The sequence below is a fragment of the Pseudomonas umsongensis genome (assembly GCF_002236105.1).
Taxonomy (GTDB): Bacteria; Pseudomonadota; Gammaproteobacteria; order Pseudomonadales; family Pseudomonadaceae; genus Aquipseudomonas; species Aquipseudomonas umsongensis.
Map to the genome: position 1 here is coordinate 394,755 of NZ_NIWU01000003.1, position 21,576 is coordinate 416,330.

A 21,576-nucleotide genomic window follows, 5' to 3' on the forward strand; every position below is an offset into this window, starting at 1 on the left:
CGGGTATCCATCGCCATCCAGTGGAGCCCGAGGCCATGCATCCGTTACCATGCCGCTCCGATTTTGGGGTTGGGAGGGGAAAAGCATGGAATTTCTGCTCTATCTGGCGCTCGGCGCCTGTGCCGGAGTGCTGGCCGGGCTGTTCGGCGTGGGGGGCGGAATCATCATTGTCCCGGTGCTGGTATTCAGCTTCAAGGCGCAGGGGTTTGATCCGTCGATCCTCACGCACCTGGCCGTAGGCACCTCGCTGGCGACGATTATCTTTACCTCGGTCAACGCCATTCGGGAGCACCATCGCCGTGGAGCGGTACGCTGGCCAATTTTTGCGTGGATGACCCTGGGCATTCTGATCGGTGCGGGTTTTGGCGCGCTGACTGCCGAAGCGATCTCCGGGCCCAACCTGCAAAAGATCATCGGCGTGTTTGCCTTGGTCATTGCTGCGCAGCTGGCGTTGGAACTCAAGCCCAAGGCCAGTCGAACGGTGCCGGGTAAACTCGGTCTGACCGTAGCCGGCAGCGTAATTGGCTGGGCTTCTGCGATTTTCGGGATTGGTGGCGGGTCACTGACCGTGCCGTTCCTGACCTGGCGCAGCGTGCCGATGCAGCAAGCGGTCGCCACGTCCTCTGCCTGCGGCCTGCCGATTGCGCTGTCCAGTGCATTATTTTTCATGATTCTGGGCTGGCACGATCCGTTGCTTCCGGCCCATAGTCTCGGTTTCATTTATTTGCCGGCGCTGTTGGGCATTGCCCTGACCAGCATGGTCTTCGCCCGCTTCGGCGCGCGACTGGCGCACAATCTGTCGCCAAGGTTGCTGAAAAGACTGTTTGCCGCTTTGCTGTTTGGCGTTGGCCTGAAGTTTCTAGTCTGAAGCATCTGCTCTGACGCACGACACAATCCTGGCTTAATCCTGAGGTGACAGCGTCGCCCGGGAATTGATTTGAACTCATGAGGAGTCGCAATGCTGCCTTACCCGCAGATCGACCCGGTGGCCTTGGCCATCGGTCCGCTGAAAATCCACTGGTACGGGTTGATGTACCTGATCGGCATCGGCGGCGCCTGGCTGCTGGCGTCGCGCCGGCTGAACCGTTTCGACCCGACCTGGACCAAGGAGAAGCTCTCCGACATGGTGTTCTGGATGTCGATGGGGGTGATTGTCGGTGGTCGCCTGGGTTATGTGCTGTTCTACGATTTGAGTGCTTATATCGCCAACCCGCTGTTGATCTTTGAAGTGTGGAAGGGCGGGATGTCGTTCCACGGCGGGTTCATCGGCGTGATGTTGGCAGCCTTGTGGTTCGGTAAAAAGAACAACAAGTCGTTTTTCCAGCTGATGGACTTCGTCGCGCCGATGGTGCCGATCGGCCTGGGCGCCGGGCGGATCGGCAACTTCATCAATGCCGAGCTGTGGGGCAAGGCTACCGATGTGCCGTGGGCGATGGTCTTCCCGACTGATCCGGCACAATTGGCACGTCACCCGTCGCAGCTGTATCAGTTTGCGCTCGAAGGCGTCGCGCTGTTCCTGATCCTGTGGCTGTTTTCGCGCAAACCGCGGCCGACCATGGCGGTATCGGGGATGTTCGCGCTGTTCTATGGCATCTTCCGTTTCATCGTCGAGTTCGTCCGCGTACCGGATGCGCAACTGGGCTATCTGGCCTGGAACTGGCTAACCATGGGCCAGGTGCTCTGCGTGCCGATGATCGTCGGCGGGCTGTTCCTGATCTGGCTGGCATATCACCGCGCCCCGGCGACTCCAGCGGCAGCCGTATAAAATTCGAACCCCGCAGCGATGCTGCGGGTTCAAGGACACAGGTAATTCATGAAGCAATATCTCGAACTGGTCGCCCACGTCATCAAGAACGGCACCAAACAGGCCAATCGCACCGGCGTGAACACCATCAGCTTCCCGGGCGCCATGCTGCGTTACGACCTGCAGGAAGGTTTCCCGGCGATCACCACACGCAAGATGGCCTTCAAATCGGCCATTGGCGAGATGTGCGGTTTTCTGCGTGGCGTGAACAATGCCGCGCAATTCCGTGCGTTGGGCTGCAAGGTCTGGGACCAGAACGCCAATGAAAACGCCCAGTGGCTCGCCAACCCGTTCCGCCAGGGTGAAGACGACCTCGGCGAGATCTACGGCGTGCAATGGCGTAAATGGCCGGCGTACAAGCAGATCCCGGTCAGCAATCCGGCCGCCATCGAGCAAACCCTGAAGCAGGGTTATCGCCAGATTGCCGAAGGTGAAGAGGATGGCCAGGCCTACGTGGTGTTGTACAAGGCCATCGATCAGGTTCGCCAGTGCGTCGACACCATCATCAAGGATCCGGGCAGCCGCCGTATCCTGTTTCACGGCTGGAACGTCGCACAACTCGATGAAATGGCCCTGCCGCCGTGCCATCTGCTGTACCAGTTCCACCCGAATGTCGAGACCAGGGAGATTTCCCTGACCCTCTACATCCGTTCGAACGACTTGGGCCTGGGCACGCCGTTCAACCTCACCGAGGGCGCCGCGCTGCTAAGCCTGATCGGTCGCCTGACCGGCTACACGCCGCGCTGGTTCACCTATTTCATCGGCGACGCCCACGTTTACGAAAATCACCTGGACATGCTCAACGAACAGCTCAAGCGCGAGCCGTTCCCGATGCCCAAGCTGGTGATTTCCGACCGCGTACCGGAGTTTGCCAAGACGGGTGTTTACCAGCCGGAGTGGCTGGAACTGGTGGAACCGAGTGATTTCTCGCTGGAAGGCTATGAACACCATGCGCCGATGACCGCGCCAATGGCGGTCTGAAGCCTGCCGTCAGATCGTTCCCACGCTCTGCGTGGGAATGCCGCCATGGACGCTCCGCGTCCACTGTGACGCGGAGCGTCACGGGATGCATTCCCACGCGGAGCATGGGAACGATCCTCTACTACTAATGGCCGTGGCTACGGCCGACATGTGAATGCTCAACCTCGGTCGCCACAACCCCGCCACTCACTTCCAGCCTCTGCAAAATCCCGCATTGATCAACATCCGGCCCTTCGCCACAGCGTTGGCGCAGGTCGAGCAGTTGTGTCTGCAACGCCAGCAAACCATCGATCCGCGCCTTGACGTGATGGATATGCTCGTCGATCAGCGCATTCACGCTTTCACATTGATCCTGCGGACTGTCGCGAAAGGCCAGTAGGCTGCGAATTTCTTCAAGGGTCATGTCGAGGGTGCGGCAGTTGCGGATGAAGGTCAGGCGTTCAGCGTGGGCCTGGGTATAGACCCGGTAGTTGCCGTCGCTGCGGGCCGGCTCCGGCAGCAGGTTCTCGCGTTCGTAGTAGCGAATGGTTTCCACGGCGCAGTCAGTGAGTTTGGCCAGCTCTCCAATCTTCATCACGGCAATCTCCAAATAGGTGCTTGACCCTATAGTGGCTACAGGGTCTTTACTTGGCAACAGGCACCTTCAAGGACGCGACCCGATGAGCGACTCCCTTCACACCCACAAACCCGAGGCTGATCACGATCACAGCCATAAATTTCAGCCTGCGCACAAACATGAGCATGGCGGCCCCGGGGATTCCTGCTGTTCCGCCAAAGTGGCGGCGCCGTCGCTGATCAAGTTGAACGAAACGCCGACCGCCAACTCGCGGCTTAGCAGCTTCCGCATCGAGGCCATGGATTGCCCGACCGAGCAAACGCTGATCCAGAACAAACTCGGCAAACTGGCGGGTGTGCAGCAGCTGGAATTCAACCTGATCAACCGTGTGCTCGGCGTAACCCACGACTTGCCAGGCACTGCACCGATCATCGACGCCATCAAGTCCCTCGGCATGCAAGCCGAGCCGCTGGAGCAGGGTGTTGAAGCGCCCGCCCCGGCGCCGGTGAAAAAGCCCTGGTGGCCATTGGCGTTATCGGGTCTGGGTGCGCTGGTGGCCGAAGTGATTCACTTCACCAGTGCTGCACCGAACTGGGTGGTGGCGGTCATCGCTCTGGTCTCGATCCTCAGTGGCGGCCTCGCAACCTACAAGAAGGGCTGGATTGCCCTGAAGAACCTCAACCTGAACATCAACGCCTTGATGAGCATTGCGGTGACCGGTGCAATCCTGATCGGGCAATGGCCGGAAGCAGCGATGGTGATGTTCCTGTTTACCGTGGCCGAGCTGATCGAAGCCAAGTCGCTGGACCGGGCGCGCAATGCAATCAGCGGCCTGATGCAGATGGCGCCGGAGCAGGCCACGGTGTTGCAAGCCGATGGCCGCTGGATTGCGCAAAACGTCAAGTCCATCGAACTCGGCGCGCGGGTGCGGGTACGCCCCGGTGAGCGGATTGGCCTGGACGGTGAAGTGGTGTCGGGCAGTTCGACCATCAACCAGGCACCGATCACGGGTGAAAGCCTGCCGGTGGAGAAAACCGTTGGCGACAAGGTATTCGCAGGCACCATCAATCAGGCCGGTTCCCTGGAATATGCCGTGACTGCTGAAGCGAACCATTCGACGCTGGCGCGGATCATTCACGCCGTCGAACAGGCTCAAGGCGCGCGGGCGCCGACCCAGCGCTTCGTTGACCGCTTCTCGAAAATATACACCCCGGCGGTGTTTGTCCTGGCCCTGGCGGTGGCGGTGATTCCACCGCTGTTCATGAATGCGCTTTGGTTTGACTGGATCTACCGCGCGCTGGTCCTGCTGGTTGTCGCCTGTCCTTGTGCCTTGGTGATTTCCACGCCGGTGACCATCGTCAGCGGCCTCGCGGCGGCGGCGCGCAAAGGTATTCTGGTGAAGGGCGGTGTTTATCTGGAGGGTGGCTACAAGCTCGACTATCTGGCGCTGGACAAGACCGGCACGATTACCCACGGCAAGCCGGTGCAGACTGATTATCTGGAGCTTGATCCCAAGGCCGATGCCTCGGTGCCGGCAATTGCCGCAGCACTGGCCGGTCGATCGGATCACCCGGTGTCGTTGGCCATCGCCAATGCCGCTGTGGATAAAAAACACCCGCTGTTGATTGTGGATAACTTCGAGGCGCTGGCCGGGCGTGGAGTGCGCGGTGACATCAACGGCCAAACCTATCACTTGGGCAACCATCGGCTGGTCGAAGACCTGAACCTGTGCTCGCCGGAGCTGGAAGAGACGCTGTTCGCGCTGGAAAAACAGGGTAAATCCGTAGTGCTACTACTCGATTCATCCGGCCCATTGGCGCTGTTTGCCGTGGCCGACACAGTGAAGGAGTCCAGTCGCGAAGCGATCCAGCAACTACATGACCTGGGCATCAAGACCCTGATGCTGACCGGCGACAATTTCTACACCGCCGAGGCGATTGCCGCGCAGGTTGGCATCGACCAGGCACAAGGGGATCTGCTGCCCTCTGATAAATTGCAAGCCATCGAAGCACTGTATGCTCAGGGCCATAACGTTGGCATGGTCGGTGACGGCATCAACGATGCGCCCGCACTGGCGCGCGCCGAAATTGGTTTCGCCATGGCTGCCGCTGGCACAGACACGGCAATCGAAACCGCCGATGTCGCCCTGATGGACGACGATCTGCGCAAAATTCCGACTTTCATTCGTCTGTCGCGACAAACCTCGAGCATCCTCAAGCAGAACATTGCCCTGGCATTGGTCATCAAGGCGATCTTTCTTGGGGTAACCTTCGCCGGGCTCGCCACCATGTGGATGGCGGTGTTCGCTGACATGGGCGTGAGCCTGTTGGTGGTGTTCAATGGCTTGCGCCTGCTGCGCAAATAAACGATGAGGGACAGTTGTGCTGAGTGCCGAGCTGAAGGCGTTTTACATGGTCGCCCGCCTGGGCAGCATCACCCTGGCAGCGAAAAAGCTCGGTTTGAGCCAACCCACGGTGACCACCCAGATTCGCAACCTGGAAAGCCAGTACTCAGTTGAGTTGTTCTACCGGGGCGGCCGTCGCCTGAGCGTCAGCGATGAGGGCGCGCGGCTGTTGCCGATGGTCAAGGGACTGCTGCAACAGGAAGCCGACATCGAGTTCTTCCTGCGTAACAGCGGGCAGGTCCAGGGCATGTTGCGCATCGCCGCTACGGCGCCGTACTACATCCTCGACTTGGTGAAAACCTTCCGCGAACGCCTGCCGCAGGTGGAGGTGTCGGTGGAAATCGGCAACTCCCAGCAGGTGCTCGAAGCTTTGGAGGAGTACCGGGTGGATGTTGCGGCATCTTCGCAGTTGCTGGAGGATGCGCGGCTGATTCGACGGGTGCTGGGCAGCGATCCGCTGGTGCTGGCGGTGCATCGCAATCATCCACTGGCGGTCCACGATCACGTGCCGCTGGGCGCATTGGCAGGGCACACATTGTTGATGCGAGAACCGGGTTCGACCACCCGGCGTTTGACCGAAGAGTTGCTCGCCAGCGCCGGTGTCGGTTTCGGGCCGCTGCTGGAGATTGGCAGCCGCGAATCGATCCGTGAGGCGGTGTTGCGCAATATCGGCATCAGCATTATTGCCCGCCAGGAAGTGCCGCATGATCCGCAACTGCGCGTGCTGACCATCGAGAATGCGCCGCAGATTCCGGAGTACCTGTACTGCCTCAAGGAGCGAAAAAACGCGCGGTTGCCAGCGGCGTTTCTGGGATTGGCGCAGGAAATGTCTCCTGCCTGAATCTCTGGTGTCTATGCCGACCTCTTCGCGAGCAGGCTCGCTCCCACAGGGGCGTGCGGTCAACTGTGGGAGCGAGCCTGCTCGCGAAGAGGTCAGTCCAGGCAACCAAAATCCTTGAATACCACTATCGGCGGTTTTTGCCTCACTGCCACATGACGGACGCATTACAACCCTAGGATGGCCCCATCTGCCAGATGAGGTCCGTCCATGAACAACTCGATCGCAACTGCCCTGACCAACCCTGGCGCACCGATGAAGGTGCGCGGTGTACAGAAGCGCTTTGGCGCGTTTACTGCGCTGGATAACGTTTCCCTCGACGTGGCGGCCGGTGAGCTGGTGTGTTTGTTGGGCCCATCGGGCTGCGGCAAGACCACCTTGCTGCGTTGCATCGCCGGGCTGGAAAAGCAGGACAGCGGCGAGCTGTACCTGGGCGATCGCGACGTTTCCCACCTGGCGCCCCAAGCGCGGGACTACGGCATTCTGTTTCAGTCCTACGCACTGTTTCCCAATCTCACCGTCGAAGCGAACATTGCCTACGGTCTGGCCGGCAGTGGCCGCGAACAGGTGCGTCAGCGTGTCGGTCAGATGCTGGAACTGGTCGGCCTGAGCGGCAGTGAGAAAAAGTACCCGGGCCAGTTGTCCGGTGGACAGCAGCAACGCGTAGCGCTGGCTCGCGCCTTGGCCCCGGCACCTTCGTTGTTGCTGCTGGACGAACCGATGTCGGCACTCGATGCCCGCGTCCGTGAGCACCTGTGCACCGAACTGCGTCAGTTGCAGCGCAGCCTCGGCATCACCACCCTGATGGTTACCCACAACCAGGACGAGGCCATGCTGATGGCCGACCGCATTGCCGTGATGAACAACGGCCAAGTCGAGCAGTACGCCACGCCGCAGGAAATCTACAACCGTCCGGCCACGCCGTTCGTGGCGGAGTTCGTCGGCCAGGGCAACTGGCTGCCTTTCAGCCGCAACAGCGACAGCCACGCCCAAGTCGGCGGGATGAACCTGCGCCTGGCCGACGGCAGCGCAAAAAATGCCTCGGGTCGTTTGTTCTGTCGCCCGGAAGCGATCAACGTCAATCCGCCGGTGCATGAAGAAAACCTGTTTCCGGCCAGGGTTCGCGAAATCACCTTCCTGGGTAATCGCTGTCGGATGAGCTTCGAGCTCGACCATTTGCCTGGCCACGCACTGTTGGCCGAGCTGGCACCCGAAGCCATGCCGCGTCTTGGCGCGCAGCAGATCATGGTGGCTTTGCCGCCACAGAGCCTGCAGGTGTTTGCCTGATGAATTCGAACATCGCGCTGCCGCTGACGCACAAGCAGGTGCGGAAGTATTCCCGTGCCGAACTTGGCGACCGGCTGTTCGTGGTCGGCGGCAAAGTCCTCTTGCTGGTGCTGCTTGGCGTCGCGGTACTGATGCCGTTGCTGGCCATCTTCTGGCGCGGCTTCAGTGCCGAAGCCGGGCAGGGCGGAGGCTGGTTGGCTGCTCAAGAATTGATCAGCAGTGCCAATTTCCATTGGTTGCTGGGTAATAGCCTGAAGGTATCTCTCAGCGTCGCCGCCATTGTCGTACCACTGGCCTACCTGTTTGCCTACGCCCTGCAACGCACCCTGATTCCCGGCAAGGGCATCTGGCGGGGGATTTCATTATTGCCGCTGATGGCGCCTTCGATGCTGCCGGGGATTGCCCTGGTTTATCTGTTCGGCAACCAGGGCCTATTACGCGGCTTGCTCTCGGATAACATCTACGGCTTCTGGGGCATCGTTCTGGGTGAGGTCATCTACACCTTCCCACACGCCTTGATGATTTTGCTGTCAGCGCTTTCCCTGGCGGATGCGCGCCTGTTCGATGCCGCCTCGAGTATGGGCGCCAGTCCGGCAAAAGCCTTTCGCAGCATCACCTGGCCGGCGACCCGTCAGGCGGTATTTGCTGCGTTCTGTCTGGTGTTCACTCTGACCATTACTGACTTCGGTGTACCCGTGGTGGTCGGAGGCGACTATCAAGTGCTGGCACTGGAAGCCTACAAGGCGGTGGTCGGCCAGCAACAGTTCGGTCGCGGCGCGTTGATCGGCATGGTGCTGTTGCTGCCGGCGCTGTTCAGTTTCGGGGTCGATGCCTGGTTGCGCCGGCGTCATGGCGATTCCATGAGCGGTCGGGCGCAAGTCTTTAAACCGGCACCGTCGAAGCTGCGCGACGGCTGCTACCTGGTCGTGGTTCTGCTGATCTGCGCCGCGTTGCTAATGGTGTTCGGCATGGCGGTGTTCTCATCGCTGGTGAAATTCTGGCCGTACAACCTGTCGCTGTCACTCAACCACTACCAGTTCAATGACACCGCGGGTGGCGGCTGGCTGGCCTATGGCAACAGCGTGAAGATGGCGTTATGCACGGCGCTGATCGGCAGCCTGTTGATCTTCACCGGCGCCTACTTGATGGAGAAAACCAAGGGCCAGCGCGGGCTGAACCTGACCCTGCGCATGCTCAGTTTCGTACCGATGGCGGTGCCGGGCCTGGTGCTGGGCTTGGGTTACGTCTTCTTCTTCAACCTCACCGGCAACCCGCTGCATGTGCTCTACGGGACCATGACCCTGCTGGTTGTCTGCACCATTGCGCATTATTTGACCACTGCGCAAATGACCGCCACCACCGCGCTGCGCCAACTCGATGCCGAGTTCGAAGCCGCCGCGCTGTCACTCAAGGCGCCGCTTTATCGGCATTACTTGCGGGTCACCGTGCCGATTTGCCTGCCGGCGCTGCTGGATATTGTGCGCTACCTGTTCGTCTCGGCCATGACCACCGTCTCGGCAGCGATCTTCCTCTATAGCCCCGACACCATTCTCGCGGCGGTCGCGGTGCTGAACATGGACGACGCCGGCAATGTCGGTGGTGCGGCGGCGATGTCGACCCTGATTCTGTTCACCTCGGCGGGTGTGTCCTTGCTGCTGGCCTGGGCTTCGCGCGGTTTGCTGCGTCGCTCGCAAGCCTGGCGGCAGACCGCGCCTGGTCACTGATTCACCCTCTCAACTCAACTACAGGAAAAGATCATGTTCAAGCCTATGGCCCTGGCCGCTGCTGTCCTCACCGCTTTCAGCCTGAACGCCTTTGCGGCGAAAACCGAGTTGACGGTGTACACCGCCCTCGAAGCCGAGCAACTCAAGACCTACAAGCAGGCGTTCGAAAAAGCCAACCCGGACGTCGAGATCAAATGGGTGCGCGACTCCACCGGCATCATCACCGCCAAATTGCTCGCCGAAAAAGACCGCCCACAAGCTGACGCCGTATGGGGCTTGGCCGCATCGAGCCTGGCAATCCTCGACCAGCATGGCATGCTGCAAAGCTACGCGCCCAAAGACCTTGGCAAGATTGGCGGCAACTACCGCGACGCCGCCAACCCGCCAGCCTGGGTCGGCATGGACGTGTGGGCCGCGACCATTTGCTTCAACACCGTCGAAGCCGAAAAGCAGGGCCTGAGCAAGCCCGTGAGCTGGCAAGACCTGACCAAGCCAGAGTACAAAGGCAAGATCGTCATGCCCAACCCGGCGTCTTCCGGCACCGGTTTCCTTGACGTCAGCGCCTGGCTGCAAACCTTCGGCGAGAAGCAGGGCTGGGCCTACATGGACGGCCTGCACCAGAACATCGGCCAGTACGTTCACTCCGGTTCCAAGCCTTGCAAACTGGCGGCGGCGGGGGAGTTCCCGATCGGTATTTCCTTTGAATACCCGGCTGTCCAGCTCAAGCGCCAGGGCGCGCCGCTGGACATCATCCTGCCGAAGGAAGGCCTGGGCTGGGAGATCGAAGCCACGGCCGTGATCAAGGGTACCCAACATGAAGACGCCGCGAAGAAACTCGCGGACTTCTCGGCCAGCCCCGAGGCGATGGAGCTTTATAAAGAAAACTTCGCCGTACTCGCACAGCCGGGAATCGCCAAGCCGCAGACCGAGTTGCCAGCTGACTATGAACAGCGCTTGATCAAGAACGACTTTGCCTGGGCTTCGAAGAATCGCGACGAGATTTTGACCGAATGGCGCAAGCGTTATGACGGCAAGTCCGAGAAGGTGGCGGCCAAGTAAATCTCCGCCGCCTGAAAGGGCATCTTCGCGAGCAGGCTCGCTCCCACAGGGATCGTTGGTGTGCACACAATTTGTCCATCACCTTGTCCACTGTGGGAGCGGGCTTGCCCGCGAAGGCGGTCTACAATTCAGCACTCATCCCACTTCATCGCGAGACTTCTGATGAGCCCCAACGAACAAGCAGTCGCCAAGGTTTTCGCCCTCTACGAACGCTTCGGCGATGCCGACTACATCGGCGAGCCGGTGTCGCAGATCGAGCACATGTCCCAGGCCGCGCAGTGCGCGATGGCCGAGGGCTTCGATGACGAAGTGGTGCTTGCCGCTTTTTTCCATGACATCGGGCACATCTGCGCCGAAGGCGCCGAGAATATGGGCGGCTTTGGCGTGGTCAGCCATGAACGGCTGGGCGCCAATTACTTGCGCAGCGTCGGCTTCAGCGAGCGCATGGCGCGGCTGGTGGAGTACCACGTGCAAGCCAAGCGGTATCTGACGCTGAAAGAGCCGGGGTACTACGAGCGCTTGAGCGAAGCCAGTCGCCGGACCTTGGAGTATCAGGGTGGGGTGATGTCGGCTGCCGAGGCAGAGGCGTTCGAACAAGACCCGCTGTGCACGGTGAGTTTGCGCATGCGGCAGTGGGATGAGATGGCCAAGGAGATGAACGTACCGCTTCTGGATCTCGATATTTTGAAGCGCAAGGCTCTGGGCCTTTTGCCCAAGGTGGCTTGAACGACAAGTGCTGCTGAAAAAACCTACACGAGGTAGAGATTATTCGCGCAGAGGGTTTCAGCGGTACGGGATAGCTTGATCACCCTATTTTGATCTGAGCTATCCCCATGCGTTATTTGAAAATCACTGCCCAGGACCGCAGCGCAAACGGCAGGGCTGACACCGTGCTCCTGCATTTCTTCGAAGAGACTAACGGTGCCGAAGATCGGCTCGTTCACAAGGCATATGCACTGGATATCACTGCCGATGGCAAAGTTGATTTTCAGGTTGGCGATGTGAATAACGACGGTAAGGAAAACACTAAGGACGAACGGTTACTCAAATCGTTTGCAGACGCGTTCCTGCGGCTCAATTGGTTCAATCGTGGAACTACCTGGGAGCGTTATCTCAAGATATTTACAGAGGACTTTGCCAGGGACGGCTCGCCAGACACCGTACGCCTGCACTTTCATGAGGGTGTCGGCAAACCTTCAGATCAAAGCATCGCTTACACCGCCTCGGCCTACGACACCAATAACGACGGCAAGCTGGACTGGCTGGTCAATTACGACATGAATAACGACGGCAATCAGGATGCGGTGGACCAACAGCTTGTCATGGTGTTGAGCACCACCTATGTGAAGTTCAACTGGCGCTGATCAACCGCATCAAAGCTGCTGCGCCAACTCCTCAATCTGCTCCTGACGCTCCGCCTGATTCAACTTTGGATGCGCATTGAGCGACGACCACTGCGGGTGCGCCCGTGCCTTGTTCAGCGCTTCCGGCAGTGTGCCCTCGCGCCAGGTCTTGTCCTGGGGCGTGGCGACCTGGATGCTGTCCATCGCCGCATGCCCACGGGCATCCAGCGCTTGCAGCAGTTGCCGTTGGCGCAGCGCCAACAGCCGCAGCACGTTGTCATCGACCGTCAGCTCACGCTGGCCCTTGATCTTGCCCAGCAACCGACTGCCATAACTGCGCACGGTTTGCAGGGCGCCGCCGGCAATCGCACCGGCCAGAGCCGCCGCGCCGAGGGTAATACCGCCGACCAGCAAGTCGACTCCGGCGCCGGCTGCTGCACCGGCCGCGATCCCGCCGCCGACCCGCACGCCCAGTTGCTTGAGGGTTTCCGGGTTGAACAAGTCGTCGCCCCAGCGCCCATCAAGCAGCGGCAAGTCGCTGGCCGCCGCGTCCTGTGGGCGGAAGGCATAGAGCTTGAGCAGGGCTTCGACGCAGCGTTGTTCGCGCTGGCGAACGGCTTTGCGCAATTCGTTGATGGCTTGCTGTTCCTGTTCGGCCTCGCTGACCACGCTGCGCCGGCAGGCGGCGCAATCGATCAACAATTCGGCAATCAAGCGCGCCGCACTTTGCTGGCGCGCCAAGCGTTGTGCCTGTTGATCGGCAATCAACCGCTCAAGCTGTGGACGGGCATGTTCCAACAGCAGCGCGAGGCTTTCATAGAGCCGGCGTTCGCCATCCTCCGGCGGTGCGACGCTGTCGAAGCGCACCAGCGCATGCAAACCCAAACGCGCCAGCGCTTCACGCCACGCCGGCTCGCGGTGGTTGGTGCTGCTGACAAAATTCAGCACCGGCAGCAGCGGTTTGCCACAACTGGCCAGCACTTCCAGCTCATCGCGATATTTGGCAAGGACCGGTTCCCGGGCGTCGATCACATAGAGCCCGGCGTCCGACGCCAGCAACTGGCGCAACACCTTGGCTTCCTGTTCGAAGCGCTGCCGGGCTTCGCTGCCCTCAAGAAAACGTGCCAGCCGTGCCGGGCCGTCCAGCCGCTCGCCGGGGCGCTCCAGGCGTTCGAGGTAATCGAGCAGGGCGATGGCGTCTTCCAGTCCGGGCGTGTCATAGAGATCAAGCAAAGGTTCGCCATCTACCGACAACCTCGCACCTTCGACATGCCGCGTGGTGCTGGGACGGTGGGACACTTCGCCGAAACCGACATCGCGAGTCAGGGTGCGCAACAATGAGGTTTTACCGACGTTGGTGTGGCCGACGACCGCGAGTTTCAGAGGCTGCTTCCTGGTGTCAGTCATGGCCCGTCTCCAGCCAGTTCATCGGTGCGCAATCGGCGAACGGCAGCTCAAGCTGTTGCAGCGCCACGTGCCAATCGCCGAGGCGTTCGGCATCCAGCGCTTTACCCGGCGGCGCTTGCAGCAACCAGATGCGGGTCGCGCTGGCGCTGCGGGCCAGTTCGGCAATCAGTGCCAGGCTGCCGCGATCCGGCGAGCGCCGTGGATCGCAAGCGATCGCCAGGCGAGCAGGCGGAAAGCGGCTCAGTTGTTCGAGGAGTTTGTGCCGCGATTCGCGGCTGTCGAGGATGCCGGCATTGCTGACGCTCTTGGGCAGTTGTGGCGGCCACGGGCGGTCGTCGTCCAGTTCGATCGCGACCAATAGCGCGCCATCGCTTTGTTGTTCACTGACGCCGCTTTCCACTCGATGAAGTTGAGCCGGTGCGGCATCGCTGACACCCAGGCGTTCACTGGTAGGCATCAGGCGTTCGCGCAGTTGCGCATAACCGGGCAGGTTCAAATCCAGGCGTAAGGCAGACTTGCCGGTTTTCCAGCGCCACAGGCAAAACACTGCAAGCAGCAGGCGCGGCACGACGCCGTAGACCAGCAGCACGCCCACCAGCCAAGTCGCCCAGGCCTGACGGGCGCTTTCGATATTCAGTGCGGCGTCGCCACTGGCGCGGATCATCTGTTCAGTCGGCACACTGAAACCAAGCAAAGCTGGGAGCGCACCCAGGGCCTGGGTCACGACAATGAATGTGTCGGCACTGAGGATCGTGGTTTCCCAAACGAAGCCGTAGCGCCGGGTTGCCATCAACGTCAGCAGAATCACCAAAGCACTGAGCATCGCCAACAACCACAGGCCATTGACCACAACACCGATGGCCCAGCGATTGAGTTTCTGGCGTTGCAGCAACAGCAGCAGGGCCGGCGCCAGTTGTGCGGCCTTGGCGTCCCGGGCGAGTTTTTCGCTTAGCCACAACCACAAGCGGCCGAGGCTGGCGCCGTGTTCGCCAGCAAACACCAGGCCCAAGGCCCAGCTCAACAGCAGGATCAGATTAATCCCGAGCAGACTGCCCAGCGCCCAGAACACATTCACCGGGTGCAGGCCGTCGCCCATCGCGGCAAAGGCCAAGCCGGTGCCGCTGACCACGGCCAGCACCGCCAATACGATCAGCGCCAATCGCGCGCCCTGCAGCCAGTGTTTGAGTGCCTCGCTCAAGCCATCGCGTTCCGCCAGCCACAGGGCGCGGCGTTGTATGCGTGCCGGCAGATCGCCGCCGGCGCTGCGGGCCAGCCGATTGGCTTCCAGATCTTCCAGGGGGCCGGCGTGTTCTTCGCGCAGGCGGATGGTTTCTGTCAGCCAGAGATTATTCAGTTCAGTCACGCGGCATCCCGTCGCTTAATTGAACTGTGAGCATAACCGCTGTGGCGCTTATCCGGGTAAGCGCGGCTCTGGTATCCTCGCCGGCATGACTAAATCACTCCCCCTCAGCCTGATCGCAGCCCTCGGTGAAAACCGCGTGATCGGCATCGACAACTGCATGCCCTGGCACCTGCCGGGGGACTTCAAATACTTCAAGGCCACCACCCTGGGCAAGCCGATCATCATGGGGCGCAAGACCTGGGACTCCCTCGGTCGCCCATTGCCAGGTCGCTTGAACATCGTGGTCAGTCGTCAGGCGGGTCTGGTACTCGAAGGCGCGGAGGTCTACCCCTCACTGGAGACGGCCGTGGTTCGCGCTGAAGAGTGGGCCAAAGAGCAGGGCGTCGATGAGCTGATGCTGATCGGCGGGGCGCAGCTGTATGCGCAGGGGTTGGCGCAGGCAGATCGGTTGTACTTGACCCGTGTGGCACTGAGCCCGGAAGGGGATGCGTGGTTTCCGGAGTTTGATTCGGGGCAGTGGAAGCTGGTGTCCAACATCGAAAACCCGGCTGTGGATGACAAGCCGGCATACAACTTCGAAGTTTGGGAAAAAGCCTAAGAGCATCGCGAGCAAGCCCGCTCCCACATTTGATCTCGGGTGTTCACAAATGCTGTGCACACCGCAGGAATAATGTGGGAGCGGGCTTGCTCGCGAAGAGGCCCACTCAGCCGCTGAAAGACTTAAGCGTGAGCCAACTCAGAATGCTCATCCGCATCCAACAATTCTTTATCCGTCTGCTGCATCACCTGGCTGGTAATCGCCCCGGCCGTGATCGAACCGCTGACGTTCAACGCCGTGCGCCCCATATCAATCAACGGCTCGACCGAAATCAGCAGCGCCACCAGTGACACCGGCAAGCCCATCGCCGGCAGCACGATCAACGCGGCAAACGTCGCGCCCCCGCCAACCCCAGCCACACCCGCCGAACTCAACGTAACAATCGCCACCAGCGTCGCGATCCACAGCGGGTCTAGCGGGTTGATGCCAACGGTCGGCGCTACCATCACCGCCAACATCGCCGGATACAGGCCGGCGCAGCCGTTCTGGCCAATGGTCGCGCCGAACGAGGCGGCGAAGCTGGCGATGGATTGCGGGATGCCCAGGCGGCTGGTTTGCGCTTCGATGCTCAACGGGATCGTTGCAGCGCTCGAACGGCTGGTGAAAGCAAACGTCAGCACCGGCCAGATCTTGCGGAAGAATCTCAACGGGTTGATCCCGGCGGCCGACACCAGCACGCCATGCACCACAAACATCAAGCCCAGGCCGATGTAGGACACCACCACGAAACTGCCGAGCTTGATGATGTCTTGCAGGTTGGAGCCAGCGACCACTTTGGTCATCAGCGCCAACACACCGTATGGGGTCAGCTTCATCACCAGGCGCACCAGACGCATCACCCAGGCTTGCAGGGTGTCGATGGCGTTGATCACTTTCCGACCTTTTTCCACGTCATCCTTCAACAGTTGCAGCGCTGCAACCCCGAGGAATGCGGCAAAGATCACCACGCTGATGATCGACGTCGGCTTGGCCCGCGCCAGGTCGGCGAACGGGTTTTGCGGAATGAACGACAGCAGCAACTGCGGCACATTGAGGTCGGTGACCTTGCCGGCATAGTCGCTCTGGATGGTCTGCAGGCGCGCCATTTCCTGGGTGCCGGCCACCAGGCCCTCGGCGGTCAGGCCGAAAAGGTTGGTCAGGCCGATGCCGATCAATGCCGCGATGGCGGTGGTGAACAGCAGCGTGCCAATGGTCAGGAAGCTGATTTTTCCCAACGACGAGGCATTGTGCAGACGGGCCACGGCGCTGAGGATCGAAGCGAACACCAGCGGGATCACGATCATTTGCAGCAGTTGCACGTAACCGTTGCCCACCAGATCGAACCAGCCGATCGAGGCTTTCAACACCGGGTTGCCGGCACCGTAGACAGTGTGCAACGCCACACCGAACAGCACGCCAAGCACCAGTGCAAGCAGGACTTTTTTCGCCAGGCTAAATGTTGTGTGGCGGGTTTGTGCCAAGCCCAGCAGCAGGGCGAGGAACACCAGCAGATTGAGAATCAGCGGCAGATTCATTGGAACTCCCATTAGACAGGTGCGAACTGCCTTCCGGGGCAGTTGCGAACCGGCAAGCCTAACAGCTTGAAATCTAATGATTTAATATCAAAAACGTCTTGAAAGTGTCGTTTTTGGAATAAGCGCATGTCGCTTTTGAGAATGTGACTGGCGCGAAAGGTACGTTGACGGTCGCTGACGGATGAGGACTGTCACAGGTATTTGTTAGCGTCGATGTCTTTCAATCAGGGAGATATGAGGATGAAGTTCGCACCGAAATTACTGGCTGCAGCTCTTTGCCTTGGCCTCGTCGGCCAGGTGTTCGCCACGGATCTGAAACACTGGCCCGCCGATCAGGCCAAGGCACTGGATGCGATGATCGCGGCCAATGCCAACAAAGGTAACTACGCGGTGTTCGACATGGACAACACCAGTTACCGCTACGACCTCGAAGAGTCGTTGCTGCCGTTCATGGAAAACAAAGGCCTGATCACCCGCGACAAACTCGACCCCTCCCTGAAACTGATGCCGTTCAAGGACACCGCCGACCACAAGGAAAGCCTGTTCAGTTACTACTACCGCCTCTGTGAACTCGACGACATGGTCTGCTATCCATGGGTCGCCCAAGTGTTTTCAGGCTTCACGCTCCAGGAACTCAAGGGCTACGTCGATGAGTTGATGGCCTCTGGCAAACCGGTGCCCGCCACCTATTACGAAGGCGACGTGGTCAAGAAACTCGACGTCAACCCACCGAAAATCTTCACCGGCCAGCAAGAGCTCTACAACAAGCTGATGGAGAACGGTATCGAGGTCTATGTGATGACCGCCGCCTCGGAAGAGCTGGTGCGCATGGTCGCGGCCGATCCGAAGTACGGCTACAACGTCAAACCGCAGAACGTGATCGGCGTGTCGATGCTGCTCAAGGACCAGAAGACCGGCGAACTGACCACTGCGCGCAAGCAGATCACCGCTGGCAAATATGACGAGAAGGCCAACCTCGGCCTGGAACTGACGCCATACCTGTGGACCCCGGCGACCTGGATGGCCGGCAAGCACGCAGCGATCCTGACCTACATCGATGAGTGGAAAAAACCGGTACTGGTCGGTGGCGATACCCCGACCAGCGACGGCTACATGCTGTTCCACGGCGTTGACGTGGCCAAGGGCGGCATCCACCTGTGGGTCAACCGCAAGGACAAGTACATGACCCAGATCCAGGGCATGATGGCCAAGAACGCCGCGGCCCAGGCCAAGGAAGGGCTGCCGGTGACGGCGGACAAAAATTGGGTGGTCGTCACACCGCAAGAGATTCAGTAAGGACTTTGATTCACTGTAGGAGCGAGCATGCTCGCGATGGTCGTTAACGATGAAGCTGGCTGCCTGATACCCCGCGGCGCTCTGTCGTCCATCGCGAGCAGGCTCGCTCCTACAATTTGATCGGTGTTGTTCCCAATCCAGAGTGCAAAGCTGATCCATTGTGGGAGCGAGCCTGCTCGCGATGAGGTCAGTCGGGGCAATGAAAGCCTCTGCTCGATCAACTTCTTCCTACAGTCACAACCTGCGCATTCTTGCGTAAGGGACTACGACTACTTCAGAATCCGCCGACTTGTGCGCCTGTTTGGCGGGTTCTATCTTCTCCGTGTCGCTGCTCTTCAGCGATCGGGTTTGGTAGCCCGGATTTTCCAGGCGCATGACTACACCTTTGGCAGGTTTTTTCGTCTCTGCTTTTATGGTGGTCATGCGTAGGGCGCTTTCGAGCGCGCCGGCTCCCTGGACCGGTCTACCAACCTGCGTATGACTGCCACCTTTCGTTTGGTAGCGAAGGTGATGGCTCCTTGTTTTCAGGAGATTCATCAATGCTCAAAATTACCCCCGATCCACCGGACACCGACAACCTGTCCGCCCGCATCAACGCCACCCCACGCAAACCCAGCCGAACATTCATCATCGCCCCCGGCCTCGACACCGAAACCCTGTTGGCCCACGCCTGCGAATCCCTCGCCTCGGCCAACGTCATGGCCAGCGATTTCGCCGGCCTGCTGGAAGGCTCTCAACGCAGCACGATGCTGGGAATTACCCAGCTCATCATGTTGGGCGAACTGGCAGTAAACCAGGCGCTGGATAACCTCGACCCGCAGCAATAACGCGGGAAAAAGATGCCCCGCATCTGGCCGAGTTGATCGTTCCCACGCTCTGCGTGGGAATGAAGCCCGTGACGCTCCGCGTCACTGGACGCAGAGCGTCCCTTGAGGCATTACCACGCAGAGCGTGGGAACGATCAGCCCCGCACCTGGCGGGGCATTCCCTCGCATTATCTCCAGCATACCGACGACCACATCCTGCCCCATTTCAGAAATGCCCTACATCAATCAAAGAAGCGTCTGATTCTTCCTCCACTTCGACTCTTCTAGCTTTCGTCCTTTCGATCTGACAAGGACACATTTCGCATGAAGCGCTACCACATCACAGTCGGGGCCAAAACCACCGTCGGCGGCACAGTCGTAAGCGGTTGGCATCGAGGCAGCATCTTGGGCCAGAACTTGGCCCGCGAAGGCGATCAAGTCAAATGCCCGGAATGCGACAGTACCGGGACAATCATCTGCGTCGGCCCACGCCTGTCGGAGGAGTGGGAAGGACGCAAGCCCGCACTGGACGGCGACCTGTGCAAGTGCAAGTGCGATCCATCGCCCAAGCTGATTGCCAATCAGACCATCAGATGCCAAACGATCGAAAGCAGCGGCATTGCGTCGCCTGCCCGAGCCGCGGCTCAACCCGCGAAGCCGGTCGAAGCCCGCCAGCCGACAGCAGAACCGAGCCCCTCCAGCGTCCGTCCTGCAACGAGCTACGGCGAACAGACGGGACAGGTCTGCCAGAACCTTTGGCGCAGCTACCAGCAAAGAGCCGAAGCGATCGTGGCACCGGGCGGGATCCTTATCGCCGATCCAAAAGCGCGCAATCGCGCGATCAATGCGGCCTACGCCCGATTGTGGCTGGAGGATCAGCGTTTCCAATGGGCTGGACTTGCTGCGTTCGCCTCCAAGCAGGTGGGTTGTGGGTTGTTGCATGCGGCTCAATCAGTCGAGAGGATTCAGAATCAATACGAAGCGGGAAAGCGCATGGTTGGCAGCGCCCAGCGTCGTTGGAAAATCTTTGGAATTGAATTGTTCGGCAAGACTGACAAACAGTTGCAACGTGACTACGAGCTATCCCGCAGCAATAACCCGATACCGAGCGTTGACTGGCGCACCGACAGAGAATCATTGTCGCTAGTACAGGGGCAACTCGAGTACGTGCATGACATGCTGGCGCTGGGCAATACCACGCTGTTTCTGGATGTTTTTCCGTTGCATGTTTTTTACAAAGAGCGAGGGTTGTTGGCGCTCAAGACATGCCTCGCTTCACGGAAGAACATATTTGGGCATGTTCAACAACCTGTGTTGTGGCCGATCGAGCAGGAAAAGCTGGAGTTTGGCACTTACCATGAGGAAATACTGCAAGCCTTCGCGGCCATTGAGGCTGGCAACATTGCCGAAAGTGTTGTTTTTCTAGCCGAACATGAACAGAAGAACATCCTGCAACCATCGATGTACAGCGATGTGCAATTGGTACATTTGCTACGTGGCAACCATTTCTCCTACGTCACGAACCTCCCCTCTGGTGCTGCGGCAGCGGTCGAGCTGACACTGGCCAGCCAGTGCCGTCCCAGCGAAGACGGGCGCACCGTGGGCTTCAGCAATGATTACTTTGCCAACCTGGCCGATATCCATCAGCGCATGCCCTTCGTACTCAAGGCCGCGGAGCAATTTGATGAGCTTCTACGGCGCTCTGATCGCCAACTGATCGAACAGGCGATTCTCGATATAGCCGCAGGCCGGGGCGTGCGATGAATCTACTGCGACGCATGAAGTGGCGACGGAAGGTTTTGGCCATTGCAGTCGCGGCTCTATTGACAATGGCGGTTATGCGAGCGCTATCGGATGACCCGGAAATTGCGCTAGTGATCGGCGAACCTTGGGAAGCCATGCGCCTGCGCTCCAGCGCGGCCATTGATCCGGCTTTTCCAGGGTACTCCTGGTTCAACACTCCCAAGTCCGACGCACGCCTGCGTTTTATCGACGATCAATTCGGATTTTTGACCCCGCTGGCTCGCTTTTTCACGGTTAGTTTCGATCGTGATGGGTTAGTCAGAAGTCTGCGCATGTCCCCGCAAATCGAGCCGCTGTTACTCGACGATACCCTCAAAGTCGTGCTGGATTTGCAGGCGCAATGGCGCCACGGTGGCTGGATACCCATTCGGGTCGGTGACGACCCACCTTTTGCTGACACTCCCGAATGGCGGGCCCGATTACGAGACGTGAACAAAGGCGGCACGTCTACCTGGCAAGCGGGTAATCAGTATCAGGTGATGTTGGTGGTCAATCGCTTTAGAGACGACAAGCGTCCCACAGAGGAGCGTTATCTCATCAAGCTACAAGTTGCCAGGCCGTGGGTAAATCCTTGACTCGCGCATCGAGGAACTCAGGAAGGCGGAAACCTATCAGGTCGAGACTTTATTCAGCTCGATGATTATTTAATGGAGTAAATATACGTGGTGTTACGTATCCTTTGGCCAGTTATGTATCTAATCGGAGGTGTCTTACCTGCTTTTGGATTGGCCCTGCTAAGTTCGTACTTAATGATGTTTGGTGAAGCCTTCGGTATAATAATAAGCATACTTGC

20 protein-coding genes are annotated in these 21,576 nt (G+C 59.6%); 15 read left to right on the forward strand and 5 right to left on the reverse strand.

Annotated features, from left to right (window positions below; translation table 11 throughout):
- Positions 1-85: 85 nt before the first annotated feature.
- From PSUM_RS18440 to PSUM_RS18450, 3 genes are all read left to right on the forward strand, one after another.
- Complete coding sequence (locus tag PSUM_RS18440; protein ID WP_020797327.1) at positions 86-868, forward strand: sulfite exporter TauE/SafE family protein; 783 nt, start codon at positions 86-88, stop codon at positions 866-868.
- A 90-nt stretch (positions 869-958) separates the two neighbouring features.
- The gene (lgt, locus tag PSUM_RS18445) at positions 959-1,765 is read left to right on the forward strand and encodes a prolipoprotein diacylglyceryl transferase (protein WP_008064986.1); all 807 of its coding nucleotides are present in this window, start codon (positions 959-961) and stop codon (positions 1,763-1,765) included.
- 48 nt (positions 1,766-1,813) lie between these two features.
- Complete coding sequence (locus tag PSUM_RS18450; RefSeq protein WP_020797329.1) at positions 1,814-2,785, forward strand: thymidylate synthase; 972 nt, start codon at positions 1,814-1,816, stop codon at positions 2,783-2,785.
- Between the two features lie 124 nt (positions 2,786-2,909).
- Here PSUM_RS18450 and cadR read toward each other — a convergent pair whose 3' ends face one another.
- Positions 2,910-3,359: a Cd(II)/Pb(II)-responsive transcriptional regulator gene (gene cadR / locus PSUM_RS18455; protein ID WP_020797330.1), complete on the reverse strand. Its 450-nt coding sequence runs from the start codon at positions 3,357-3,359 to the stop codon at positions 2,910-2,912.
- A gap of 85 nt (positions 3,360-3,444) precedes the next feature.
- Between cadR and PSUM_RS18460 the strand changes: the two genes are divergently transcribed.
- From PSUM_RS18460 to PSUM_RS18490, 7 genes are all read left to right on the forward strand, one after another.
- Positions 3,445-5,706, forward strand: coding sequence for a heavy metal translocating P-type ATPase (locus tag PSUM_RS18460; RefSeq protein ID WP_083349875.1), 2,262 nt, complete (start codon positions 3,445-3,447; stop codon positions 5,704-5,706).
- 16 nt (positions 5,707-5,722) lie between these two features.
- On the forward strand, positions 5,723-6,586 hold the full coding sequence (locus PSUM_RS18465) for a LysR family transcriptional regulator (RefSeq protein WP_020797332.1): 864 nt from the start codon (positions 5,723-5,725) through the stop codon (positions 6,584-6,586).
- A gap of 207 nt (positions 6,587-6,793) precedes the next feature.
- Entirely contained in the window at positions 6,794-7,870 is a 1,077-nt protein-coding gene (locus PSUM_RS18470; protein ID WP_020797333.1) for a putative 2-aminoethylphosphonate ABC transporter ATP-binding protein, read from the forward strand.
- Positions 7,870-9,594, forward strand: a complete 1,725-nt coding sequence (locus PSUM_RS18475) for a putative 2-aminoethylphosphonate ABC transporter permease subunit (RefSeq protein WP_033043523.1) — start codon at positions 7,870-7,872, stop codon at positions 9,592-9,594. The genes PSUM_RS18470 and PSUM_RS18475 overlap by 1 nt, the downstream gene beginning before the upstream one ends.
- Positions 9,595-9,627: 33 nt before the next feature.
- Positions 9,628-10,653 carry a putative 2-aminoethylphosphonate ABC transporter substrate-binding protein gene (locus tag PSUM_RS18480; RefSeq protein ID WP_083349874.1) on the forward strand — a complete coding sequence of 342 codons (1,026 nt, stop codon included), beginning with the start codon at positions 9,628-9,630 and terminating at the stop codon, positions 10,651-10,653.
- Between the two features lie 162 nt (positions 10,654-10,815).
- Positions 10,816-11,379 (forward strand): phosphonate degradation HD-domain oxygenase, encoded by a 564-nt coding sequence (locus PSUM_RS18485; protein ID WP_020797336.1) that lies wholly within the window; start codon positions 10,816-10,818, stop codon positions 11,377-11,379.
- Between the two features lie 107 nt (positions 11,380-11,486).
- Positions 11,487-12,017 (forward strand): hypothetical protein, encoded by a 531-nt coding sequence (locus PSUM_RS18490; RefSeq protein WP_020797337.1) that lies wholly within the window; start codon positions 11,487-11,489, stop codon positions 12,015-12,017.
- A 9-nt stretch (positions 12,018-12,026) separates the two neighbouring features.
- On the opposite strand, the gene PSUM_RS18495 is transcribed toward PSUM_RS18490, so the two are convergent.
- Positions 12,027-13,403, reverse strand: a complete 1,377-nt coding sequence (locus PSUM_RS18495; RefSeq protein ID WP_020797338.1) for a GTPase/DUF3482 domain-containing protein — start codon at positions 13,401-13,403, stop codon at positions 12,027-12,029.
- Positions 13,396-14,766: a DUF2868 domain-containing protein gene (locus tag PSUM_RS18500; RefSeq protein WP_083349873.1), complete on the reverse strand. Its 1,371-nt coding sequence runs from the start codon at positions 14,764-14,766 to the stop codon at positions 13,396-13,398. Before PSUM_RS18500 ends, PSUM_RS18495 begins: the two co-directional genes overlap by 8 nt.
- 85 nt (positions 14,767-14,851) lie before the next feature.
- On the opposite strand from PSUM_RS18500, the gene PSUM_RS18505 reads away from it, so the two are divergent.
- Positions 14,852-15,364 carry a dihydrofolate reductase gene (locus PSUM_RS18505; protein ID WP_083349872.1) on the forward strand — a complete coding sequence of 171 codons (513 nt, stop codon included), beginning with the start codon at positions 14,852-14,854 and terminating at the stop codon, positions 15,362-15,364.
- Positions 15,365-15,486: 122 nt separating this feature from the next.
- Here the strand turns inward: PSUM_RS18505 and PSUM_RS18510 are convergent, their stop codons facing one another.
- Positions 15,487-16,878, reverse strand: coding sequence for an L-cystine transporter (locus tag PSUM_RS18510; RefSeq protein ID WP_083349871.1), 1,392 nt, complete (start codon positions 16,876-16,878; stop codon positions 15,487-15,489).
- A gap of 240 nt (positions 16,879-17,118) precedes the next feature.
- On the opposite strand from PSUM_RS18510, the gene PSUM_RS18515 reads away from it, so the two are divergent.
- On the forward strand, positions 17,119-18,174 hold the full coding sequence (locus PSUM_RS18515; protein ID WP_033043518.1) for an HAD family hydrolase: 1,056 nt from the start codon (positions 17,119-17,121) through the stop codon (positions 18,172-18,174).
- A gap of 234 nt (positions 18,175-18,408) precedes the next feature.
- Here PSUM_RS18515 and PSUM_RS31390 read toward each other — a convergent pair whose 3' ends face one another.
- A complete protein-coding gene (locus PSUM_RS31390) occupies positions 18,409-18,597 on the reverse strand; it encodes a hypothetical protein (RefSeq protein WP_131658032.1) in 189 nt (62 codons plus the stop codon).
- A 116-nt stretch (positions 18,598-18,713) separates the two neighbouring features.
- On the opposite strand from PSUM_RS31390, the gene PSUM_RS18525 reads away from it, so the two are divergent.
- The 3 genes from PSUM_RS18525 to PSUM_RS18540 all read left to right on the forward strand — a co-directional run bounded on the left by PSUM_RS18525 (position 18,714) and on the right by PSUM_RS18540 (position 21,358).
- The gene (locus PSUM_RS18525) at positions 18,714-19,001 is read left to right on the forward strand and encodes a DUF6124 family protein (RefSeq protein WP_083349869.1); all 288 of its coding nucleotides are present in this window, start codon (positions 18,714-18,716) and stop codon (positions 18,999-19,001) included.
- Between the two features lie 303 nt (positions 19,002-19,304).
- Entirely contained in the window at positions 19,305-20,744 is a 1,440-nt protein-coding gene (locus PSUM_RS32190) for a PAAR domain-containing protein (RefSeq protein ID WP_083349868.1), read from the forward strand.
- Positions 20,741-21,358, forward strand: a complete 618-nt coding sequence (locus PSUM_RS18540) for a hypothetical protein (protein ID WP_083349867.1) — start codon at positions 20,741-20,743, stop codon at positions 21,356-21,358. The genes PSUM_RS32190 and PSUM_RS18540 overlap by 4 nt, the downstream gene beginning before the upstream one ends.
- Positions 21,359-21,576: the final 218 nt, after the last annotated feature.